The sequence below is a fragment of the Pseudoalteromonas sp. BZB3 genome (assembly GCF_040104455.1).
Taxonomy (GTDB): Bacteria; Pseudomonadota; Gammaproteobacteria; order Enterobacterales; family Alteromonadaceae; genus Pseudoalteromonas.
The window spans coordinates 45547-61299 of record NZ_JBECOS010000018.1 but is presented as its reverse complement, the minus strand read 5'-3'; the positions used below and the strand labels follow the sequence as shown (position 1 = coordinate 61299).

The window sequence follows — 15753 nt, the reverse complement described above, 5'->3', positions numbered from 1 at the left end:
TCACACCGAAAAAAGCCCCATTTGCTTATGCTGATGGGGCTTTTTTTCATTGCCTGAGTTAGCTATCTCAAAAACGCAAGCTGTTCATAGTTTTCTAAGAATGTTTTTAAATTCGCCGAGAGCTCGATGGCAATAAAACTCACGTCTTCGACTTGTTCGACATTGCTTACTCTGTCGACATCCTCAGCGGCAAATTGCCAATATTGTTGATCATGTTTTGGGCCTCTGACCGCTCTAAGTAAAGATTTATAGTAAGCCCTATAATGCTCGCCAAGAACTGTATCGACTTCTTCGAGTGTGATGCGAATATTATTGTTTAATTCTAACCATTCTCTTGATTTTTTAAGCTGTTGCTCAAATGGAAAGGCCATCATGCTTTCTACTGCGACTTCATCGAATAGCTTAATATTTTTCTGTGCGTCTTTTAGGTTAGCTTTTAAGCCAGCGCAGAGCGCATCACAGGTTGCTGTTTTAACCCTGTTTAAAAGCTGCTGTTGCAGTAACTTGAGTTGCTCAATGTGCTGTGTGTTTAATGTGATTAAATGGTAAACCTGATTGCTTTGCTGCCAAGGCGATAATGCAATTGTTTTTTCTGAGTTTTGAATCAGTGAATTTAGTTGAAATAAGAATTCGTTTAACTCAATGATATTCCATTCTATTGGTGCTTCACTTAGCAATTGCTGCCCTTGTGAAATTAATGCAGAGTGCTTGTCTAATAAGGTATAGGTGCTTTTAACTAACTTTTGTAAAGCGTCGTCACTGAGGATCTGTTTAAGAACAGTGTCGGCCACCATTGAATTGTCTAATTTCTTAGCTTCAGCGGCTAAATTAAATGCCGTTATCAGATCTTGCTGGATAAGGTGTGCTTGTGATTGTGTGACTTTATCAATGGCTGTTTTGTGTTGGTGTGCTCGCTGTTGCCACGATGTCTCACCGAGTTCAACAAGTTGCTGCGCGAATTGATATTGGCTTTGGTGATCTCTTTGTACTTCAGCCTGGTAGTAACTTTCTTCAAGTTTACTTTCTTTACTACAGGCGGCAAGTAGACAAACACTTAAAAATATAAGACTTTTTCTCATAACAATCACTGTTTTCCGTAACCTGAAAGTTACTATAGTGGAAACAGGTTTGGAATGTAACCATTATTGTTTTGCATTTTATGTTTCATTGGTAACGCTTTTTTTACTATAAAGTTAACTTTTGGTAAATCGGTACAGTTTGATTTATTGTTACTAAAATCAGTCGCTTATGATAGTTGACTCAGTTGTTCACATTGTATACGGTGAATATCTTATAAAAATAATAATCAAGGATTGTAGCAAGTGATTGAAGTTAAGAACTTATATCGCGAATATGGCAATGGGGAAACGCGAGTCACCGCGTTAAACGATGTTTCTATCTCCATTGATGAGGGCGAATTTGTTGCCATTATGGGCTCTTCGGGCTCGGGAAAATCAACCCTCATGAACATCTTAGGCTGTCTTGATACACCGACACAGGGTGAATACTTTTTGTCGAGTCAGTCTATTCAAGATATGTGCGATGAAGACTTATCAAAAATAAGAAACGAGCGTATCGGTTTTATTTTCCAAACCTTTCACCTTTTAACCCGCTTGAGTGCACTTGAAAATGTCACCCTGCCACTGCGTTACAGCGAGACTTCACCAGAAGAAGCTAAGCAAAAAGGCTTAGCCATGCTTGCCAAAGTCGGACTTGATCATCGAGCAGGGCACAAACCGAATGAAATGTCGGGTGGTCAAAGGCAAAGGGTGGCAATTGCTAGAGCCCTAGTGAATGAGCCAAAAGTCATTTTTGCCGATGAGCCTACAGGTAACTTAGATAGCAAAACCTCTCACGAAATTATGTCACTGCTATGTGACTTACACCATCAAGGGCACACCATTGTGATGGTGACTCACGAAGACGATATTGCCGAGTATGCAAAACGTATTATCCGAATGAAAGATGGTGTGAAAATAGAGGACAGCCGCCGATGAAAGCTAATTTAAAACGATGCACATTAAAACCATTGTGTTTGGCTATGTTGCTTTCAAGCTCAATGCTCAGCGCTAATAGCTATGCAGAGGATGTTCAAAGCATTTTCATCACAGGTGAAATCAAGGCCGGTGATAGCCAAACTTTCTTTTCGCCACAAAGTGATACTTGGCGTGTGCAAATTGAATGGATGTTGCCAGAAGGCGAAGTGGCGAAGCCCGGCGATGTGGTGGTGGTTTTCGAAGGCGGCTCAATCGCCAGCACCATAGAGCAAGATGAAGTGAGTCTTAATAATGCGCAAGATGAATTAAAAAGGCAGCAGAATAAAGGTCAGCAGGCGATTTTAGAAGCTGAATTTGCGTTAACGCGCGCAGAGCTCTTACTTGAAAAAGCGAAGATAGATGCCGCGGTGCCGAAAAGTCATGTCAGCGTGTTCGACTACGAAGAAAACCAGCTCAAACTTGAGCAAGCGGTGATCCAAAAACACAAAGCTAAAGCCAGTCTAGCTGAAGCAAAAACCACAGCACAGGTGAATATTCGTAAACAAGAAATTGAAATCGCACGTTTACAAATTAACTTAAAAGAAAACCGAGAACGCTTAAACGACTTAACCCATAAGGCAACCAATCAAGGCCCGATCTTATATGCAAATCACCCTTGGTATGGCTCTAAATTATTTTCGGGTGCGACGGCACAACCAGGCTGGAAAATTGCAGAAATTCCAGCGATGACAGGGCTCTACCTTGAGGCTTGGGTACATGAAATTGATTATAAGCACCTTACGCTTGACCAAAGCGTTAATTTGACCCTAGACGCCTACCAAAAAGCACCTATTACAGCCAAGTTAACTAATTTATCGACACAACCTGAAGAACGTAAAGAATGGGGGAAAGACGCCTATTATCGTGCTGTTTTCTCATTTGATGAAACACAAAAGCTAAAAATACTGCCGGGTATGACTGGGCGTGTGCGTTTACAAGGAGGCCAAAGTGAATAAATTTAAATTAGGCGTAATAGCCAGTATTGTCGCTTTATCATTAGCAGGCTGTGGCAGTGATGAATTTGATTATCACACTGTCGAGAAAACCAGTTTTCAGTTGGCTGTACAGGCCAATGGTGAACTAGAGTCAGCAAAGCAGTCGCTGATTGCGCCTCCTTCCATTGCTCGCATGTGGCAATACAAGGTGAAGTTTCTAGCACCTGAAAACAAGCAAGTTAAAAAGGGTGAGGTTGTCGCGGCATTTGACGACAAACCTGTTCGCGATCGCTTAATTGATAAAAACAGCGAATATGATCGTGCAGTCAAAGAACTTGAGAACCAAAAAGCACTAGAAATTAAAAACCAAGAAGAGCTTAAACTAGCCCTTGCCGAAGCGCAGATGAACTTTGATATTGCTGAGCGTAAAGCCGACATTAACGATGATTCGCTTTCAGACAACGATAAGCGCAAGGCGCAGATAGATTTCACCATTGCTAAAAATGACCTAGCGCTGGCACAAAAAAAACTGGCGTTTCAAAAAGAAACCAAAGAGCTCAATATTCGATTGGCTGAAGGAAAAGTAGGCCGCTTGAAGGCCGAAGTAGACGCACTAAAGCAAGACATCGAAAGGCTTAAAGTCAAAGCCCCTATGGATGGTATTGTAATGTATTACAGTAATTCGAGTGGTGAAAAGCCGACTGTGGGTGAAAGTGTGCAATTTGGCCAGCCAGTTATTGAAATGGCAGTAATAGAAGACATGCAAGTAAAAGCACAAATAGATGAAGCAGACTTTGGCCGTATTGCCCTTAATCAACATGTTAAAGTCACCATAGATGGCCCCGAGCCGCTCATTACTTCAGGTAAAATTACTACCATTGGCAGTGCTTTTCGCGAGAAGTCACCACAAGACAAACGCCGCATAGTTGATACCCTGATCACCTTAGATGACATTGATGCTGCGATCATGCGTCCAGGCTTAACTGCTCGGGTAGAAATCGCCACAGATAAAATTGAAAATGTGTTAGTTGTGCCTATCTCGGCCTTGCACAATGAGCAGTCAAGTGGCGAGCGAGCCAGCGCTTACGTGATAGAAAAAGGCGGCGATAAACTGTCTGTTCAAGTCGGTAATATCAGTAATGGCTTTGCTGTGATCACAGAGGGAGTAAAACAAGGAGATGAGGTACGTCTATGAAATATTTAGCGATAGTGATCAGTGCATTATTACTAACGGCTTGCTCAGAACCGGCAGAAGTTGATGCGCAATTAACCTATGCGGTTAAAACAGCGCCATTTAAGAACTATGTTGAGGCAAAGGGTGAATTAATCGCAGCAACAGAAACTGTGATCAGTACGCCCGCTTCGTCTCGTGGTCCACAAACGCTCGCATGGTTAATGCCTGAATATTCGCAAGTGAAAAAGGGTGAAGTGGTAGCGAGATTCGACGGTCGTGTCATGAGTAAGCAAAAACGTGAAAGTGAATTTTCAAACGACAAGGTCTCACAAGACTTGTCTGGAAAAAATACTGAGATTGACACAAGAAGAAAGCATCTAGGGTATGACATTGATATTGTTGAAGAAGAAAAGCAATTTGCTGAAACCTTTTCAATTGATGATGTACGCATCATCTCCAAACTCGATATTTTAGAGCAGGCGCAAAAGGTTGATTACCTAAATGCCAAAACAGATTATTTTAATTGGCAATCAGAGCAATTTAATAGCAGTGCCCAAGGTGAATTAGATCTCTTAAATATGCAAAGTCAACAGCACCAAAGCAAAATCGATATGCTCAATGGTAACTTGTCATCACTAGAAGTGGTTGCCCCTCACGATGGTTTGTTAACGCACAGTGTGAACTGGCGCGGCGAAAAACCAAGAGCTGGACAAACACTTTGGCCGGGCCAGAAAATTGCGGGTTTACCGGATATCTCAGTGATGCAAATTAAACTATTCGTGAAAGAGCGCGAAGCTATTAACTTGCAGCAAGACCAAACGCTGGAGTTTTCTTTGATCTCAGATCCGAGCAAAACATTCACTGGCAAAGTGACCAAGCTTGCGCCCTTTCCAAAGTCAATCAAACGCCAAGACCCGCAAAAGTACTATGAGTTGACTGCCAGTATTGATGAACAAGGTGCACATTTACGACCTGGTCTAAAAGTCACAGCCAATATTATTGCCAACCAAGCAGCCGAAAAACTGGTTGTGCCTAAGTTTAGTGTATTTGCCGATGAAGACGGTGCGTATGTGCAACTTAAAACGGCGTCGGGTTATAGCAAAACCCCTGTGAGTTTGGGGCAAAGTAACTTAAGCCATGTTGAAATTACCCAAGGCCTCTCAGAGGGAGATGTGATTGCGTTGGTCGATAAGGAGGGCAAATTATGAATCTAGTGGGCTTATTTAAAGATGCTGTAGTGCAGCTACAGCAACATAAACTACGCACCTTTTTGACACTCCTTGGCATGATCTTCGGTGTAGGTGCCGTAATCGCCATGCTAAATATTGGCGAGGGCGCTCAGCGTGAAGCGTTGAAAATGATTGACTCTATGGGCCTTAACAATGTCATTGTTGAAGCGAAAGATTTTGAAGAAGAAGAGCTCAGAGAGCAACGTAAACATTCAGATGGTCTGTCGCTCAATGATGGTAAAGTCGCCGTTGAGGCCTTGCCTTTTATCACTGATTTTGCCGCAGAGAAAGTGGTCGAAACCTACCATGTATTCAGTGAATACGCTAAGTTTGAAGGCCAAGCCGTGGGAGTCAGTGAAAACTACTTTAAGCTGGCACATTTCGATTTAAGTGCAGGTCGTTTGCTAAACGAGCAAGACGGACAACACTTTTCACAAGTGGCGCTGCTCGGTGCCAATACCGCTAAAACCTTGTTTCCACTTGGTGATGCGGTAGGCAAGTCAGTCAAAATTAACCATCTGTGGTTTGAAGTCGTAGGTATTTTAGAAGCGCCTTTTTTGAAAAAGAAAGAGTTTCAAGGGGTGAAGCTAGGTGACGAACAAAACCAGATTTTTATCCCGTTAAAAACAGCCATTCACCGCTTTAAAAGTGAATTACTCGACCCAGAAATATCGCGTATTAAGCTAGCAACTGAGCCGGGCTTTAGTCCAGTGATGGCCGCACAAGCCATTGATGCACTGGTCAAGGGCCGTCATAATGACATTGATGATTACAAGCTGATTGTGCCTGCAGCGTTATTAGCACAGCAAAAACAAACCCAGCAAATTTTTAATATCGTAATGTCGTGTGTGGCAGGCATTTCACTGCTGGTGGGCGGTATCGGTATTATGAATATCATGCTGGCAACAGTGCTAGAGCGCACCAAAGAAATCGGCTTACTGCGCGCCATTGGTGCCACGCAAAAAGACATTCAAGTTCAATTTATTACTGAGAGTTTTACTATCTCAATCTTAGGTGGTTTGCTTGGGGTGTTTTTCGGTATCGCTTTATCTGAGTTGATTGCCTTCTATTCAGAGTGGGCTGTGTCTTGGTCGCTCAGCGCCATCGTTTTATCGTTCAGCATCTGTGCATTGGTGGGTTTGACATTTGGTGTTTACCCAGCGATTAAAGCGTCAAAACTTGATCCGATAGAAGCACTGCAAAGTGATTGATTTTAAGTGAAGTTAGCTAGTTCGATAGGGTGGGTTAGCGAACTCAAAGCAACAAGCTTAAAGTTAAAGACACAAAACGCAGGTGCAGAAATGTGCCTGCGTTTTTTAAGCTTATTCATAACTTATCGGAATTATTTTAATACTTTAAAACACGCTAATTATTGTAGGCACAGGTTTATACTGCACAAAATAACGCGATGTAAAATCGCGCCTACAAGGTTTTTATGCTCCAGTGGCACCGACTTTATGTCGGGTATTTTATGTCGCCATGGTTTGAATATTTTGTTGGGCTAAAGCCCGACCTACAACATGAACTTACCTAAAATCCCAGAACTAACCAATCCTTGAGGCGCTGGTTTATTCTGCGTAAAAAAGCGCGATATAAAATCGCCCTTACAGCAATCACCTATTTAGTTTTTTGAATGTAGGTCGTCGTTTACGGCGACAAAGTTTTTATGCTCCGGTAGCGCCGACTTTATGTCGGATATTTTATGTCGCCATGGTTTGAATATTTTGTCGGGTTAAAGCCCGACCTACAACATGAACTTACCTAAAATCCCAGAACTAACCAATCCTTTAGGCGCTGGTTTACCCTGCGCATAAAAGCGCAATATAAAATCGCCCCTACAGCAATCACCTATTTAGTTTTTTGAATGTAGTTTTCGTTTACGGCGACAAAGTTTTTATGCTCCGGTAGCACCGACTTTATGTCGGGTATTTTATGTCGCCATGGTTTGAATATTTTGTCGGACTGAAGCCCGACCTACAACACGAACTTACCTAAAATCCCAGAACTAACCAATCCTGTAGGCGCTGGTTTATCCTGCGCATAAAAGCGCGATATAAAATCGCCCCCTACAGAAATCACCTGTTTAGTTTTTTGAATGTAGTTTTCGTTTACGGCGACAAAGTTTTATGCTCCGGTAGCACCGACTTTATGTCGGGTATTTTATGTCGCCATGGTTTGAATATTTTGTCGGACTGAAGCCCGACCTACAACACGAACTTACCTAAAGTCCCAGAGCTAACTAATCCTGTAGGCGCTGGTTTACCCTGCGCAAAAAAAGCGCGATATAAAATCGCGCTTACATTTCAAGTTAAAATTGTTTTGCAGTCAGTGGCGGTACTTCACATATATCGCGCTCTGACTTTCACATTTTTAAACCTTAAACTCTCTTACTAAATCACTTAACTCTTGCGACATAACACTGAGCTGCTGGCTGGCTGCATGGGTGTGTTCAGCACCGGTTTCGGTTTGCTCTGAAACTGCTGCGATGCTGGCCATGTTATCTGCAATGACAGCGATGTTGTCAGACTGCAACTGTGCGGCCGCGGCAATTTCGGCGTTTGAAAGCTGGATAGCCTGCATCGCGCCATCTACTTGCTGTAACGTCTCATTACATTGCTTACTTATTAATAAGCCTTCATTAGCAGACTGTTTACACATTACCATTTCATCAACAGTGGCTTTTACCCCTGTGTGAAGTTGGTTAATAATGGCCTGAATATCCTCTGTTGATTGCTGGGTACGCATTGCAAGCGTTCTAACTTCATCAGCTACAACGGCAAAGCCTCGGCCTTGTTCACCCGCGCGAGCAGCTTCAATCGCGGCGTTGAGTGCCAGTAGATTGGTTTGCTCAGCTACTTTTTGAATAACATCGAGTACTTCGGTGATTTTATCAGAGCTATTTTGTAGCTCCTTCACCGCATGCTCTGCACTATCTACTCGTTCAGCCACTTCATTGATTGAGACAGCGTTGTCATTAATGTGTTTTAAACTCTGAGCTGTTAACTGACCAGCATGCTCCACGTTATCAAGCGCACTTTGTGTTTGTTGAAAGACTTCTTGGGCCGATTCGTTTAGGTGGCTGACTTTGTCTTGTATTGACGCAGTTTCTTGATGCTGTTCAACAATGCCGGTTTTAATTTGTTGAGTTACTACAGATAGTTCTTCGGCTTGAGACGCTAACGACATGGTATTCTCGTTAATATTGTCTAGCACATGTCTAAACTGGACGTTACTTTCATTAAAGGCGCGTCCCATTTCAGATAGTTCATCATTACCCTGATGCTTTAGCTGAATTGTCAGATCTTTTTCATTCGCCACTTGAGTCATGGTGCGAGTTAGTTTATTCAATGGCTTTGTGATGTTACGTGCTACATATTGTGAAACAATCAGTAATATTGCGATGTAAACCAACATTTCAATAAGAATGCTGCGTAAGGTTTGGTAGTAGGTCTCTTGAATATCTGTTAGGTAAATGCCAGTACCAATTACCCAATTCCAATGTGTCTGTTTTTGTACATACGACACCTTTTCTTCTTGTTCAGTTGACCCTGGTTTTGGCCATTGGTAGGTGACAAAGCCCTGACCATATTGTTCTGCAGTATCAACAAATTGTGTAAAAGCATTACGAATAAATGGTTTTACATGGGTTGTCATTGATTGGTTGTTGAGTGCGGGTTTAATCGGGTGAGCAACCATGTCACCTCGGTTGTCGAATACAAAAAAGTAGCCTGACTCACCGAAACGGGTGTTATTGATCAAATACTTTGCTTGTGTCTGTTTTTGCTCAGCGGTTAGGTTGGCTGATTTGGCAATGGCATTCAATTGAGAGCTGACAGATTCCACAAGGCTAATCGCCTTTGTTTGTCTTTCAGCTGTCATTGTGTCTTTCAGTTTGTTTGCAGCAGAGAGTTGGATCCCCACTATAATTGCGATAGAGATAGCAATAGAGATTCGCAGCTTATTGGCAACTTTTACTTTGCCAAGCAGGCGGTTGATGTTCAAAACAATGACCTCACATTTTGTATGTATATTGTTAATGAAATGGCTGTGAGTGAGGATTTTACCCTAAAAGGGTGCAATAATGAGATTTATTTTTATTAATGAGTTATTACTTTTTGGATCTTTATATGCAAAAACCTGATTAAACATCAGTTTTTTATTATTCAGTTAATGTAAATGAAAGTGAAAATTAGTAATGGTTTTAGATTAGAAAGGTAAGAGAGGCATAAACTAAGTTCTGATCTATGCCTCTTTTTATCTTATAAATGGGCTTTAAACCAGCTGACAATCTCAGCATCGGCTTGTGATTTAGAGCGTTCTAAAAAGTGATTGTCTTCAGGGTATAACACTAACTTGTGCGGTACTTTATGTTTTTTGAGTGCGGCTGCTAAATTCTCAGAGTGAGTAGCTGATACGCGCTTATCTTTTTCACCATGGATCAGCAAAATTGGCCTGTCTTTTGGCAGAGTATCTACCCAATTTAATACCGAGCGCCTTGCCAGTTCTTGGTCTTTATTTTGTGCATAATTTGGAATTCGGTTTTTATAGACTTTTTCCATATTGGCGCGTATCTCAAGACCCGCTTTTAAATCGGCGCTACCGGCAATGGTCGCAATGGCTTTGATTTTTGAAGTTTGCTTAGCGGCCAAATGTGTTTGCATACCGCCTCGACTCGCGCCAAACATACCAATTCTATTGGTATCTGCCCCGTTTACATGAGGTATCAAATCAAGCAGAGCTAATACATCGTTAACGTCTTCTCCGCCAAATTGGTCGAGGTTATCATCTTTGCTGAATGTGCCTCGATATTGTGAGCCAATGATCACAAACCCTTGTTCGGCAATTGGAAATAGGTTCGCTATCATGGCGCCAAACACCACACTCCCAAAGTTACCATTACCCCCTCGGTTATAAATTAAGGTTGGTAAAAGTTGCACAGAACCTTTCGGCTTGATGACATAACCCCAGACATCATTACCGTCGACCTTGTATTTAAAGTTTGTGCAATCGAGCTTATCTTTGAAAGCATTAAATTGTTCTTCACCAAAGCGGTCATCAAACACTTTCATGCGTTGAGCGATTTTCTGAGGTTCAGTCACCCTTCTTTTGATTTTATTTTCAATCATGCCACGCCAAATAGCATAAGTTTCAAAGCGACCGCTAAAGCAACTTTTTTGTTGTTCCACTTGTTGGTTGTTAATTGTTGAGGCTGCAAGTGCGCTAATAGAAGAAAATAGGGCTGCAGTTAAAATAAGAGGTTTTAGCATTGAACATCCATTTATTCTTGTTTGTACCTAAAATATCTTTTGATGACGACTTAAGTCAATGAAAAACATGGTTTAGTTTAGATTATTGCTTCACCCAATTCATATATTGTTCGTCGGCGAGAGATAAAAGTGCATGGTCTTCTGGGGTGTCGCCATAGGCGTAAATACGTTTAAATTCCTTTAAGTTAAACATTGATTTTACTCTCTCAGCCTTAATGTGATTGCTCACATCTCCGTTTAGATAAAGCCCTGTAAATTTATCATTCTTAATCGCAAGCTCACTGCAAATTAGCCCAATACTAAGTGACTTACACCAAGGCTCTAAGTACAGGTTTAGAGAGGCTGAAACCACAACAACGGTATCACCTTGTTGTAAGTGCCACTGCAAACGCTCAATGGCTTGTTTGCGAAGGTGTTTGGGGATCACCGTAAGCGCGAATTCTTCTCCAATAGGGCACAGGAAGCTAATGGGCTTGTTTTTATAAGCAACAAAGCTTGCTAATTTTCGCAAAGTTGGCGCTGGGAAAAGGCCCAGTTTATAAAATCCATAAAGAGGAAGTAATGTCAGCCTAATTAACCAAGCGCGCTTTTTTGTCGCGGAAAACTTTAAGAATTTAGTGAACATATCGGCATCGGTTAAGGTGCCATCAAAATCAAAAAGGGCTAAGTTCTTATTACTCAATTTTTCAGTCATAAGGGCTTAACCCTGTAAATGAGCCAGCAAGTGCGGCTCCAGTTGCTTAATTAGGTTGACGACCTTTTTAGATTGAATATCTAAAAACAGCCAGCCATCAGTACCCATGATCTCTAGTTGCGATATTGCTAAATCGTTTCGATCAGACACTTTTCCTGACACTCTAAATATACCTAACGGCGTATGTATACGGCTAATTTCGAAAGATTGCTTCATTATTGATTATTAACTAAAAGAGATGGCTAAAGAGAACATGCTCAACCAAACTAACTGCGTGCCATAAGAAATACGCTGATATAGCCCGACTTTTTGTTTCTGAACATAGGCTTTTTTCATCAACATGAGAGTATATATGGTGGCAATAAGACTGATTAGTGAAAAAGCTTTAAAAGCGATGCTGTTAATGGCAGAGAGCGGCGCGATGAGCATGAATATGGGGGCTAGCAACAGTGAAAGCAACATAAATAAGCCCGCCCACGAATGGATGTTACAGTCACGACTCGGCGCTTTGGTATAAGGATCTGCATCCATAGGGAAAAAGCCTGCAACCCAAGTGCCTAGACCATGCACGACAATACATACTCCAGTAAGCTGAAGCCATATATTAGGTTCTAAGTTAAATACATACGCACCAAAGAGGCAAAACAGCACACCGAGCGGGTAGTTATTAATAAGCGGAGAAAACCTTTGTGTTGGGCTACCAACGGCACCAAGTTCGCTACAAAACTGCTCACTATGATTGTAGTTTGGGTAAAGCTTTGCAGCATAAAACACACCTAAAACTAACCAAATTGACGCGATTAAACCCATTAAAGACATGACTTGTTCAAGCATCTGATAACTCTCCTTAATTCATCGTTTACTCGGTGCTTATTGTTCCATTACAGCATGAGATTGTCTAACCATTCGATGAACATATGGGTGTGTCTAGTGGTATTTTTTTGTTTGTTTTCGATGTAGTAACAAAAGGCAGAATCGATAGCTTGGGTGTTCAATTCTTTAAGTAGTCCGGCTTGCAGGTATCCTTGAGTGAGTGTTTTTGAACAAAACACATAGGCGCTTTCGAGCATGGCTTGTTGAATGCCAAACAGTTCTTGATCGAAATACTTAACGACAACGTGTTTGTCTTGCAATGCATTAAGGGTAAGCCAGTCTTCAAATGGGGCTTTTGGAAAAGCGTTGTTTTTCCACTTGGTGGTGTAAATGGTCACGCTTTCATTGTTGCTGAATTTCTCTGTGATATGCGGCGCACTAAACAAATTAAATTGCTCGCTCTTGATGATATCTGCTTTGTTTTGTTGTTCACGTATTCCAAATCGAACGGGTAAGGTGAAGTTATCGGTTGTGAGTTGCTCACCACTGGTGATGTTGACAGTTATCTCAGGGAATTGCTGATAAAAGTGGTGTAGCGCTGGAATAAGGACTAAAGCGGCGAAGGATGAGGTGGTTGCGACATTGATCAATTTGTCTTTCGCCGTCACTTTATCAATACCAGCTTGTATGATGTTAAAGCCTTGGTTTGTGGCTTCTGCCAATTGTCTTCCTGCAGCTGTGAGCGTGACTTTTCTTGTTTCACGAGTAAACAAGTTCACATTGAGTCGTTTCTCAAGGTTATTTATGTGGTGAGAAACAGCTGTGGGTGAAATTGCCAGCTCTGTGGCTGCCGATTTAAAGCTCCCCAGTCTTGCTGCCGACTCAAATGCTTTTAGTGCGGGTAATGAAACGTGCATAGCGCTTATTGTTAACTTAAAAAAGTAAAATAGATAAGTTTAACTCATCTGTAAATGTTTTTTACTCGTTTGTTTAAGTATCAAAAAGTGACAAAAATGGCACTCAAATCAAACCAATGAGGACAAAAAGATGTGTGTTGTATTACATATAGATGCAAGCGTAAGAGCGGTTTCTAATGACAACCCTGATCATGATTCTATTTCTAAAAAGCTGGCAAGAAGATTTATCTCAGAGCTGAAAAAGCAAACTCACATAGATGAGTATATGTATCGAGATGTAGGAGTGAACCCACCGCAGTTTATTACGCAAGATTGGATTGGTGCGGTGTTTACGCCAAAGGCTAGCAGAACGGCACAGCAACAGAAAATCTTGGCTCAGTCTGATACGTATATTGCTGAGCTTGCAAAAGCGGATGTGATCGTAATGTCATCGCCTATGTACAACTATGGTATGCCTGCACAGCTCAAGGCGTGGTTTGATCAAATCATTCGTATTAATGAGACTTTTGATTTTGACTTAGCCCGTGGCGATAAGCCTTTAGCGCCGTTAATGTCGGGGAAGGCTTTGATTATTATTACTTCAAGTGGTGAATTTGGCTTTGAAAAAGGTGGTATCAACGAAGCGCATAGTCATTTAGTGCCGCATCTTCGCACATTGAGCAAATATTTGGGGGTTGATCAGGTTTTCGAAGTCGCTTCTGAATATCAAGAATTTGCAGACGAACGACATACAAATTCAATGAACATGGCACTGCAGAAATTAAGTGCTATTGCCTGCGTTTTATCTGAAAAGAAAAGTGTGAATTTAAATTGATTTCAGCTTTTGGTAACTAGTTTTTAGTTACCTAGCTTCCTAGCTTCCTAGTTACCTAGCTTCCTAATTACCTAGTCTTCTAGCCCAATTACTGTTATGTTCAGCTAGGCAGTTTTCTTCCGAGTCGTAACTTACCACTTTAGCCACTGACTTTATTTTTAACTTCATCATATTTAACTCTTTACTGATAAGATCGAGTAAATATGCATTCTGTGACGAGTTTAAGTAGTCATTCAATTGTTCGTTTGTATCAAATACACAGGTGATCTTTAAGCTATTTGGAAAATCTGAGTAGTTAGCTTGATGAGTAAGCCACTGAAACCCTTCAATATCTTTGAGCGCTACATCGCATACTTGCGTGAGAGATTCTCTGAGTTGATTGTCTATTTTTTTGTCGGATTTACGCATAGAAAAATACCTGAACTGCTCTACCACATTGATTGATTTAGGCGGGAAGTATACAGGGCTAAAAGCCATTTGAAATCAAATTATATAGGCAAAGCTAATCATAGGAGTTATATCATTGTTGTAATCTCATCCTGTGGTTGTGAAAAATGGCAAAGCCAGGGTGTGCACATATAAATAACATTACTCTGGCTATTAGGTTATTAAATAGTTTTGCATCAGTTGTACCCTAATACACAGGCCTCTTCGCGAGACGCTTCATGTTTTTCACCCATGAATTGTTCGTTTAAATCATGCAATTTACACTCTTGTTTAGCCACCATCTCAAGCACTTGTTTGCGATAATCGTGTGAGCTATTAAAAAGTTGTGCATTTAATTCAGGAAATAGTTCTTTAAGGTTTTGATAAGTAGTTAACGTATACATGGCGCTTCCTCTTTACTTCATCTTTAATTTACACACTATAGGTAAAGCAGAGTGTGTGCCAATTGTAACTTATTGATTATTAGTTAAACGAAACTTTTAAGTTTCGTTTTGAAACTTATTTTGCAATTTGCGAATTAATTTGAGAGTTTTTTTGAAGTGCGGTAGCAAGATTACAGTGAGTAATATACACACCAATGTGTTCATCTTTATAGCGATGGTTAAATTTGTTGATATAGCTAATATGTGTTTCGAACCCATGCAAAGTCAGAGCACTTGCTAAATCTTCAATTACTTCGAAATCTTTCACTAGCTTTGGGGTAAGAATCGAATTATGAAGCATGCCATTTGGCAGCTTAGCGTCAGATTTGATCACAACTATCTGTTTAACCTCCTTTAAGGCAGAGTAAATCCTTGTGAGTTCATCTGATGAACACGAAGGGGCAATGACATGCACTTTACTTTTGGTTACACAGCCTAACAAACAGGCGCTTGCTAGGCCTACAAAAGGCAGTAGAAGAAAGGGTCTTAATTTTGAGATCGCCACAGCTTTACTTTTTAAAATATGAAAATTACAGCTTGCTGTTTTTGACTTCAGTTTCAACGATGATGACTTCAGTGTCGCCGATGTTTTTAACATTGTGTGTGCCGCCAGGCATATACAGAGTTTGGCCATCTTTTACAGTGATAATACGATCAGGCTTACTGGTGTCTTCAGGTGTGATGGCAAGCTTGCCACCTTTGACAAAATACACAACGCGGTTTGCATAAATATGTGTGTGCACGCCTGATTCACTGCCAGCAGGATAAGTGGCCCTGATAACTTCAACGTCGGCGTTGTCGAGTAAGATTTCTTTTTTTGCTTTGGTGGCCGCAAAGCTCGATGTGCTAACGATGAGCAGCGTGGCTAAAAAAGTGTATTTCATCATGTTGATATCGCTGTTTTAAGTTGTTAAATACTATGACGTAATTTAAATGTATTGCAAAGCGTGATATGAAACCGCGCCTACAGGGAGTGAACTAGCGCGGTCTCAACTGTGGCTGTAG

17 protein-coding genes are annotated in these 15753 nt (G+C 41.2%); 6 read left to right on the top strand and 11 right to left on the bottom strand.

Going from position 1 to position 15753, the window contains the following annotated elements:
* Positions 1–62 precede the first annotated feature (62 nt).
* Positions 63–1079, bottom strand: coding sequence for a hypothetical protein (locus ABMY35_RS19340; protein WP_349287716.1), 1017 nt, complete (start codon positions 1077–1079; stop codon positions 63–65).
* A 243-nt stretch (positions 1080–1322) separates the two neighbouring features.
* On the opposite strand from ABMY35_RS19340, the gene ABMY35_RS19335 reads away from it, so the two are divergent.
* Genes ABMY35_RS19335 through ABMY35_RS19315 form a run of 5 tightly spaced genes read left to right on the top strand, consistent with a single transcriptional unit; the run spans position 1323 to position 6585 of the window.
* Complete coding sequence (locus ABMY35_RS19335) at positions 1323–1997, top strand: ABC transporter ATP-binding protein (RefSeq protein ID WP_349287715.1); 675 nt, start codon at positions 1323–1325, stop codon at positions 1995–1997.
* Positions 1994–2992, top strand: a complete 999-nt coding sequence (locus ABMY35_RS19330; RefSeq protein WP_349287714.1) for an HlyD family efflux transporter periplasmic adaptor subunit — start codon at positions 1994–1996, stop codon at positions 2990–2992. Before ABMY35_RS19335 ends, ABMY35_RS19330 begins: the two co-directional genes overlap by 4 nt.
* Positions 2985–4166 carry an HlyD family efflux transporter periplasmic adaptor subunit gene (locus tag ABMY35_RS19325; protein WP_138479115.1) on the top strand — a complete coding sequence of 394 codons (1182 nt, stop codon included), beginning with the start codon at positions 2985–2987 and terminating at the stop codon, positions 4164–4166. Before ABMY35_RS19330 ends, ABMY35_RS19325 begins: the two co-directional genes overlap by 8 nt.
* On the top strand, positions 4163–5353 hold the full coding sequence (locus ABMY35_RS19320; RefSeq protein WP_349287713.1) for an efflux RND transporter periplasmic adaptor subunit: 1191 nt from the start codon (positions 4163–4165) through the stop codon (positions 5351–5353). The genes ABMY35_RS19325 and ABMY35_RS19320 overlap by 4 nt, the downstream gene beginning before the upstream one ends.
* Positions 5350–6585: an ABC transporter permease gene (locus tag ABMY35_RS19315; protein ID WP_138566325.1), complete on the top strand. Its 1236-nt coding sequence runs from the start codon at positions 5350–5352 to the stop codon at positions 6583–6585. The genes ABMY35_RS19320 and ABMY35_RS19315 overlap by 4 nt, the downstream gene beginning before the upstream one ends.
* Before the next feature lie 1159 nt (positions 6586–7744).
* On the opposite strand, the gene ABMY35_RS19310 is transcribed toward ABMY35_RS19315, so the two are convergent.
* The 6 genes from ABMY35_RS19310 to ABMY35_RS19285 all read right to left on the bottom strand — a co-directional run bounded on the left by ABMY35_RS19310 (position 7745) and on the right by ABMY35_RS19285 (position 13065).
* The gene (locus ABMY35_RS19310; protein ID WP_349287712.1) at positions 7745–9376 is read right to left on the bottom strand and encodes a methyl-accepting chemotaxis protein; all 1632 of its coding nucleotides are present in this window, start codon (positions 9374–9376) and stop codon (positions 7745–7747) included.
* A gap of 257 nt (positions 9377–9633) precedes the next feature.
* A complete protein-coding gene (locus ABMY35_RS19305; RefSeq protein WP_349287711.1) occupies positions 9634–10641 on the bottom strand; it encodes a prolyl oligopeptidase family serine peptidase in 1008 nt (335 codons plus the stop codon).
* Between the two features lie 82 nt (positions 10642–10723).
* Positions 10724–11335 carry an HAD-IB family hydrolase gene (locus ABMY35_RS19300; RefSeq protein ID WP_349287710.1) on the bottom strand — a complete coding sequence of 204 codons (612 nt, stop codon included), beginning with the start codon at positions 11333–11335 and terminating at the stop codon, positions 10724–10726.
* 6 nt (positions 11336–11341) lie between these two features.
* A complete protein-coding gene (locus ABMY35_RS19295) occupies positions 11342–11551 on the bottom strand; it encodes a hypothetical protein (protein ID WP_349287709.1) in 210 nt (69 codons plus the stop codon).
* A 9-nt stretch (positions 11552–11560) separates the two neighbouring features.
* Entirely contained in the window at positions 11561–12169 is a 609-nt protein-coding gene (locus tag ABMY35_RS19290) for a DUF998 domain-containing protein (protein WP_349287708.1), read from the bottom strand.
* 47 nt (positions 12170–12216) lie between these two features.
* A complete protein-coding gene (locus ABMY35_RS19285) occupies positions 12217–13065 on the bottom strand; it encodes a LysR family transcriptional regulator (protein ID WP_349287707.1) in 849 nt (282 codons plus the stop codon).
* A gap of 130 nt (positions 13066–13195) precedes the next feature.
* Between ABMY35_RS19285 and ABMY35_RS19280 the strand changes: the two genes are divergently transcribed.
* Entirely contained in the window at positions 13196–13879 is a 684-nt protein-coding gene (locus ABMY35_RS19280) for an NAD(P)H-dependent oxidoreductase (protein WP_349287706.1), read from the top strand.
* Positions 13880–13942: 63 nt separating this feature from the next.
* Here the strand turns inward: ABMY35_RS19280 and ABMY35_RS19275 are convergent, their stop codons facing one another.
* From ABMY35_RS19275 to ABMY35_RS19260, 4 genes are all read right to left on the bottom strand, one after another.
* The gene (locus tag ABMY35_RS19275) at positions 13943–14356 is read right to left on the bottom strand and encodes a Fis family transcriptional regulator (RefSeq protein ID WP_349287705.1); all 414 of its coding nucleotides are present in this window, start codon (positions 14354–14356) and stop codon (positions 13943–13945) included.
* A 146-nt stretch (positions 14357–14502) separates the two neighbouring features.
* Complete coding sequence (locus ABMY35_RS19270) at positions 14503–14709, bottom strand: hypothetical protein (protein WP_349287704.1); 207 nt, start codon at positions 14707–14709, stop codon at positions 14503–14505.
* Positions 14710–14824: 115 nt separating this feature from the next.
* The gene (locus tag ABMY35_RS19265) at positions 14825–15082 is read right to left on the bottom strand and encodes a hypothetical protein (protein ID WP_349287703.1); all 258 of its coding nucleotides are present in this window, start codon (positions 15080–15082) and stop codon (positions 14825–14827) included.
* Positions 15083–15278: 196 nt separating this feature from the next.
* Complete coding sequence (locus ABMY35_RS19260; RefSeq protein WP_349287702.1) at positions 15279–15635, bottom strand: hypothetical protein; 357 nt, start codon at positions 15633–15635, stop codon at positions 15279–15281.
* Positions 15636–15753: the final 118 nt, after the last annotated feature.

Coding starts and splice junctions, on each gene's coding strand:
- ABMY35_RS19340 (WP_349287716.1), bottom strand. CDS start 1,079: ATGAGAAAAAGTCTTATATTTTTAAGTGTTTGTCTACTTGCCGCCTGT.
- ABMY35_RS19330 (WP_349287714.1), top strand. CDS start 1,994: ATGAAAGCTAATTTAAAACGATGCACATTAAAACCATTGTGTTTGGCT.
- ABMY35_RS19320 (WP_349287713.1), top strand. CDS start 4,163: ATGAAATATTTAGCGATAGTGATCAGTGCATTATTACTAACGGCTTGC.
- ABMY35_RS19315 (WP_138566325.1), top strand. CDS start 5,350: ATGAATCTAGTGGGCTTATTTAAAGATGCTGTAGTGCAGCTACAGCAA.
- ABMY35_RS19305 (WP_349287711.1), bottom strand. CDS start 10,641: ATGCTAAAACCTCTTATTTTAACTGCAGCCCTATTTTCTTCTATTAGC.
- ABMY35_RS19300 (WP_349287710.1), bottom strand. CDS start 11,335: ATGACTGAAAAATTGAGTAATAAGAACTTAGCCCTTTTTGATTTTGAT.
- ABMY35_RS19295 (WP_349287709.1), bottom strand. CDS start 11,551: ATGAAGCAATCTTTCGAAATTAGCCGTATACATACGCCGTTAGGTATA.
- ABMY35_RS19290 (WP_349287708.1), bottom strand. CDS start 12,169: ATGCTTGAACAAGTCATGTCTTTAATGGGTTTAATCGCGTCAATTTGG.
- ABMY35_RS19285 (WP_349287707.1), bottom strand. CDS start 13,065: ATGCACGTTTCATTACCCGCACTAAAAGCATTTGAGTCGGCAGCAAGA.
- ABMY35_RS19280 (WP_349287706.1), top strand. CDS start 13,196: ATGTGTGTTGTATTACATATAGATGCAAGCGTAAGAGCGGTTTCTAAT.
- ABMY35_RS19275 (WP_349287705.1), bottom strand. CDS start 14,356: ATGGCTTTTAGCCCTGTATACTTCCCGCCTAAATCAATCAATGTGGTA.
- ABMY35_RS19270 (WP_349287704.1), bottom strand. CDS start 14,709: ATGTATACGTTAACTACTTATCAAAACCTTAAAGAACTATTTCCTGAA.
- ABMY35_RS19260 (WP_349287702.1), bottom strand. CDS start 15,635: ATGATGAAATACACTTTTTTAGCCACGCTGCTCATCGTTAGCACATCG.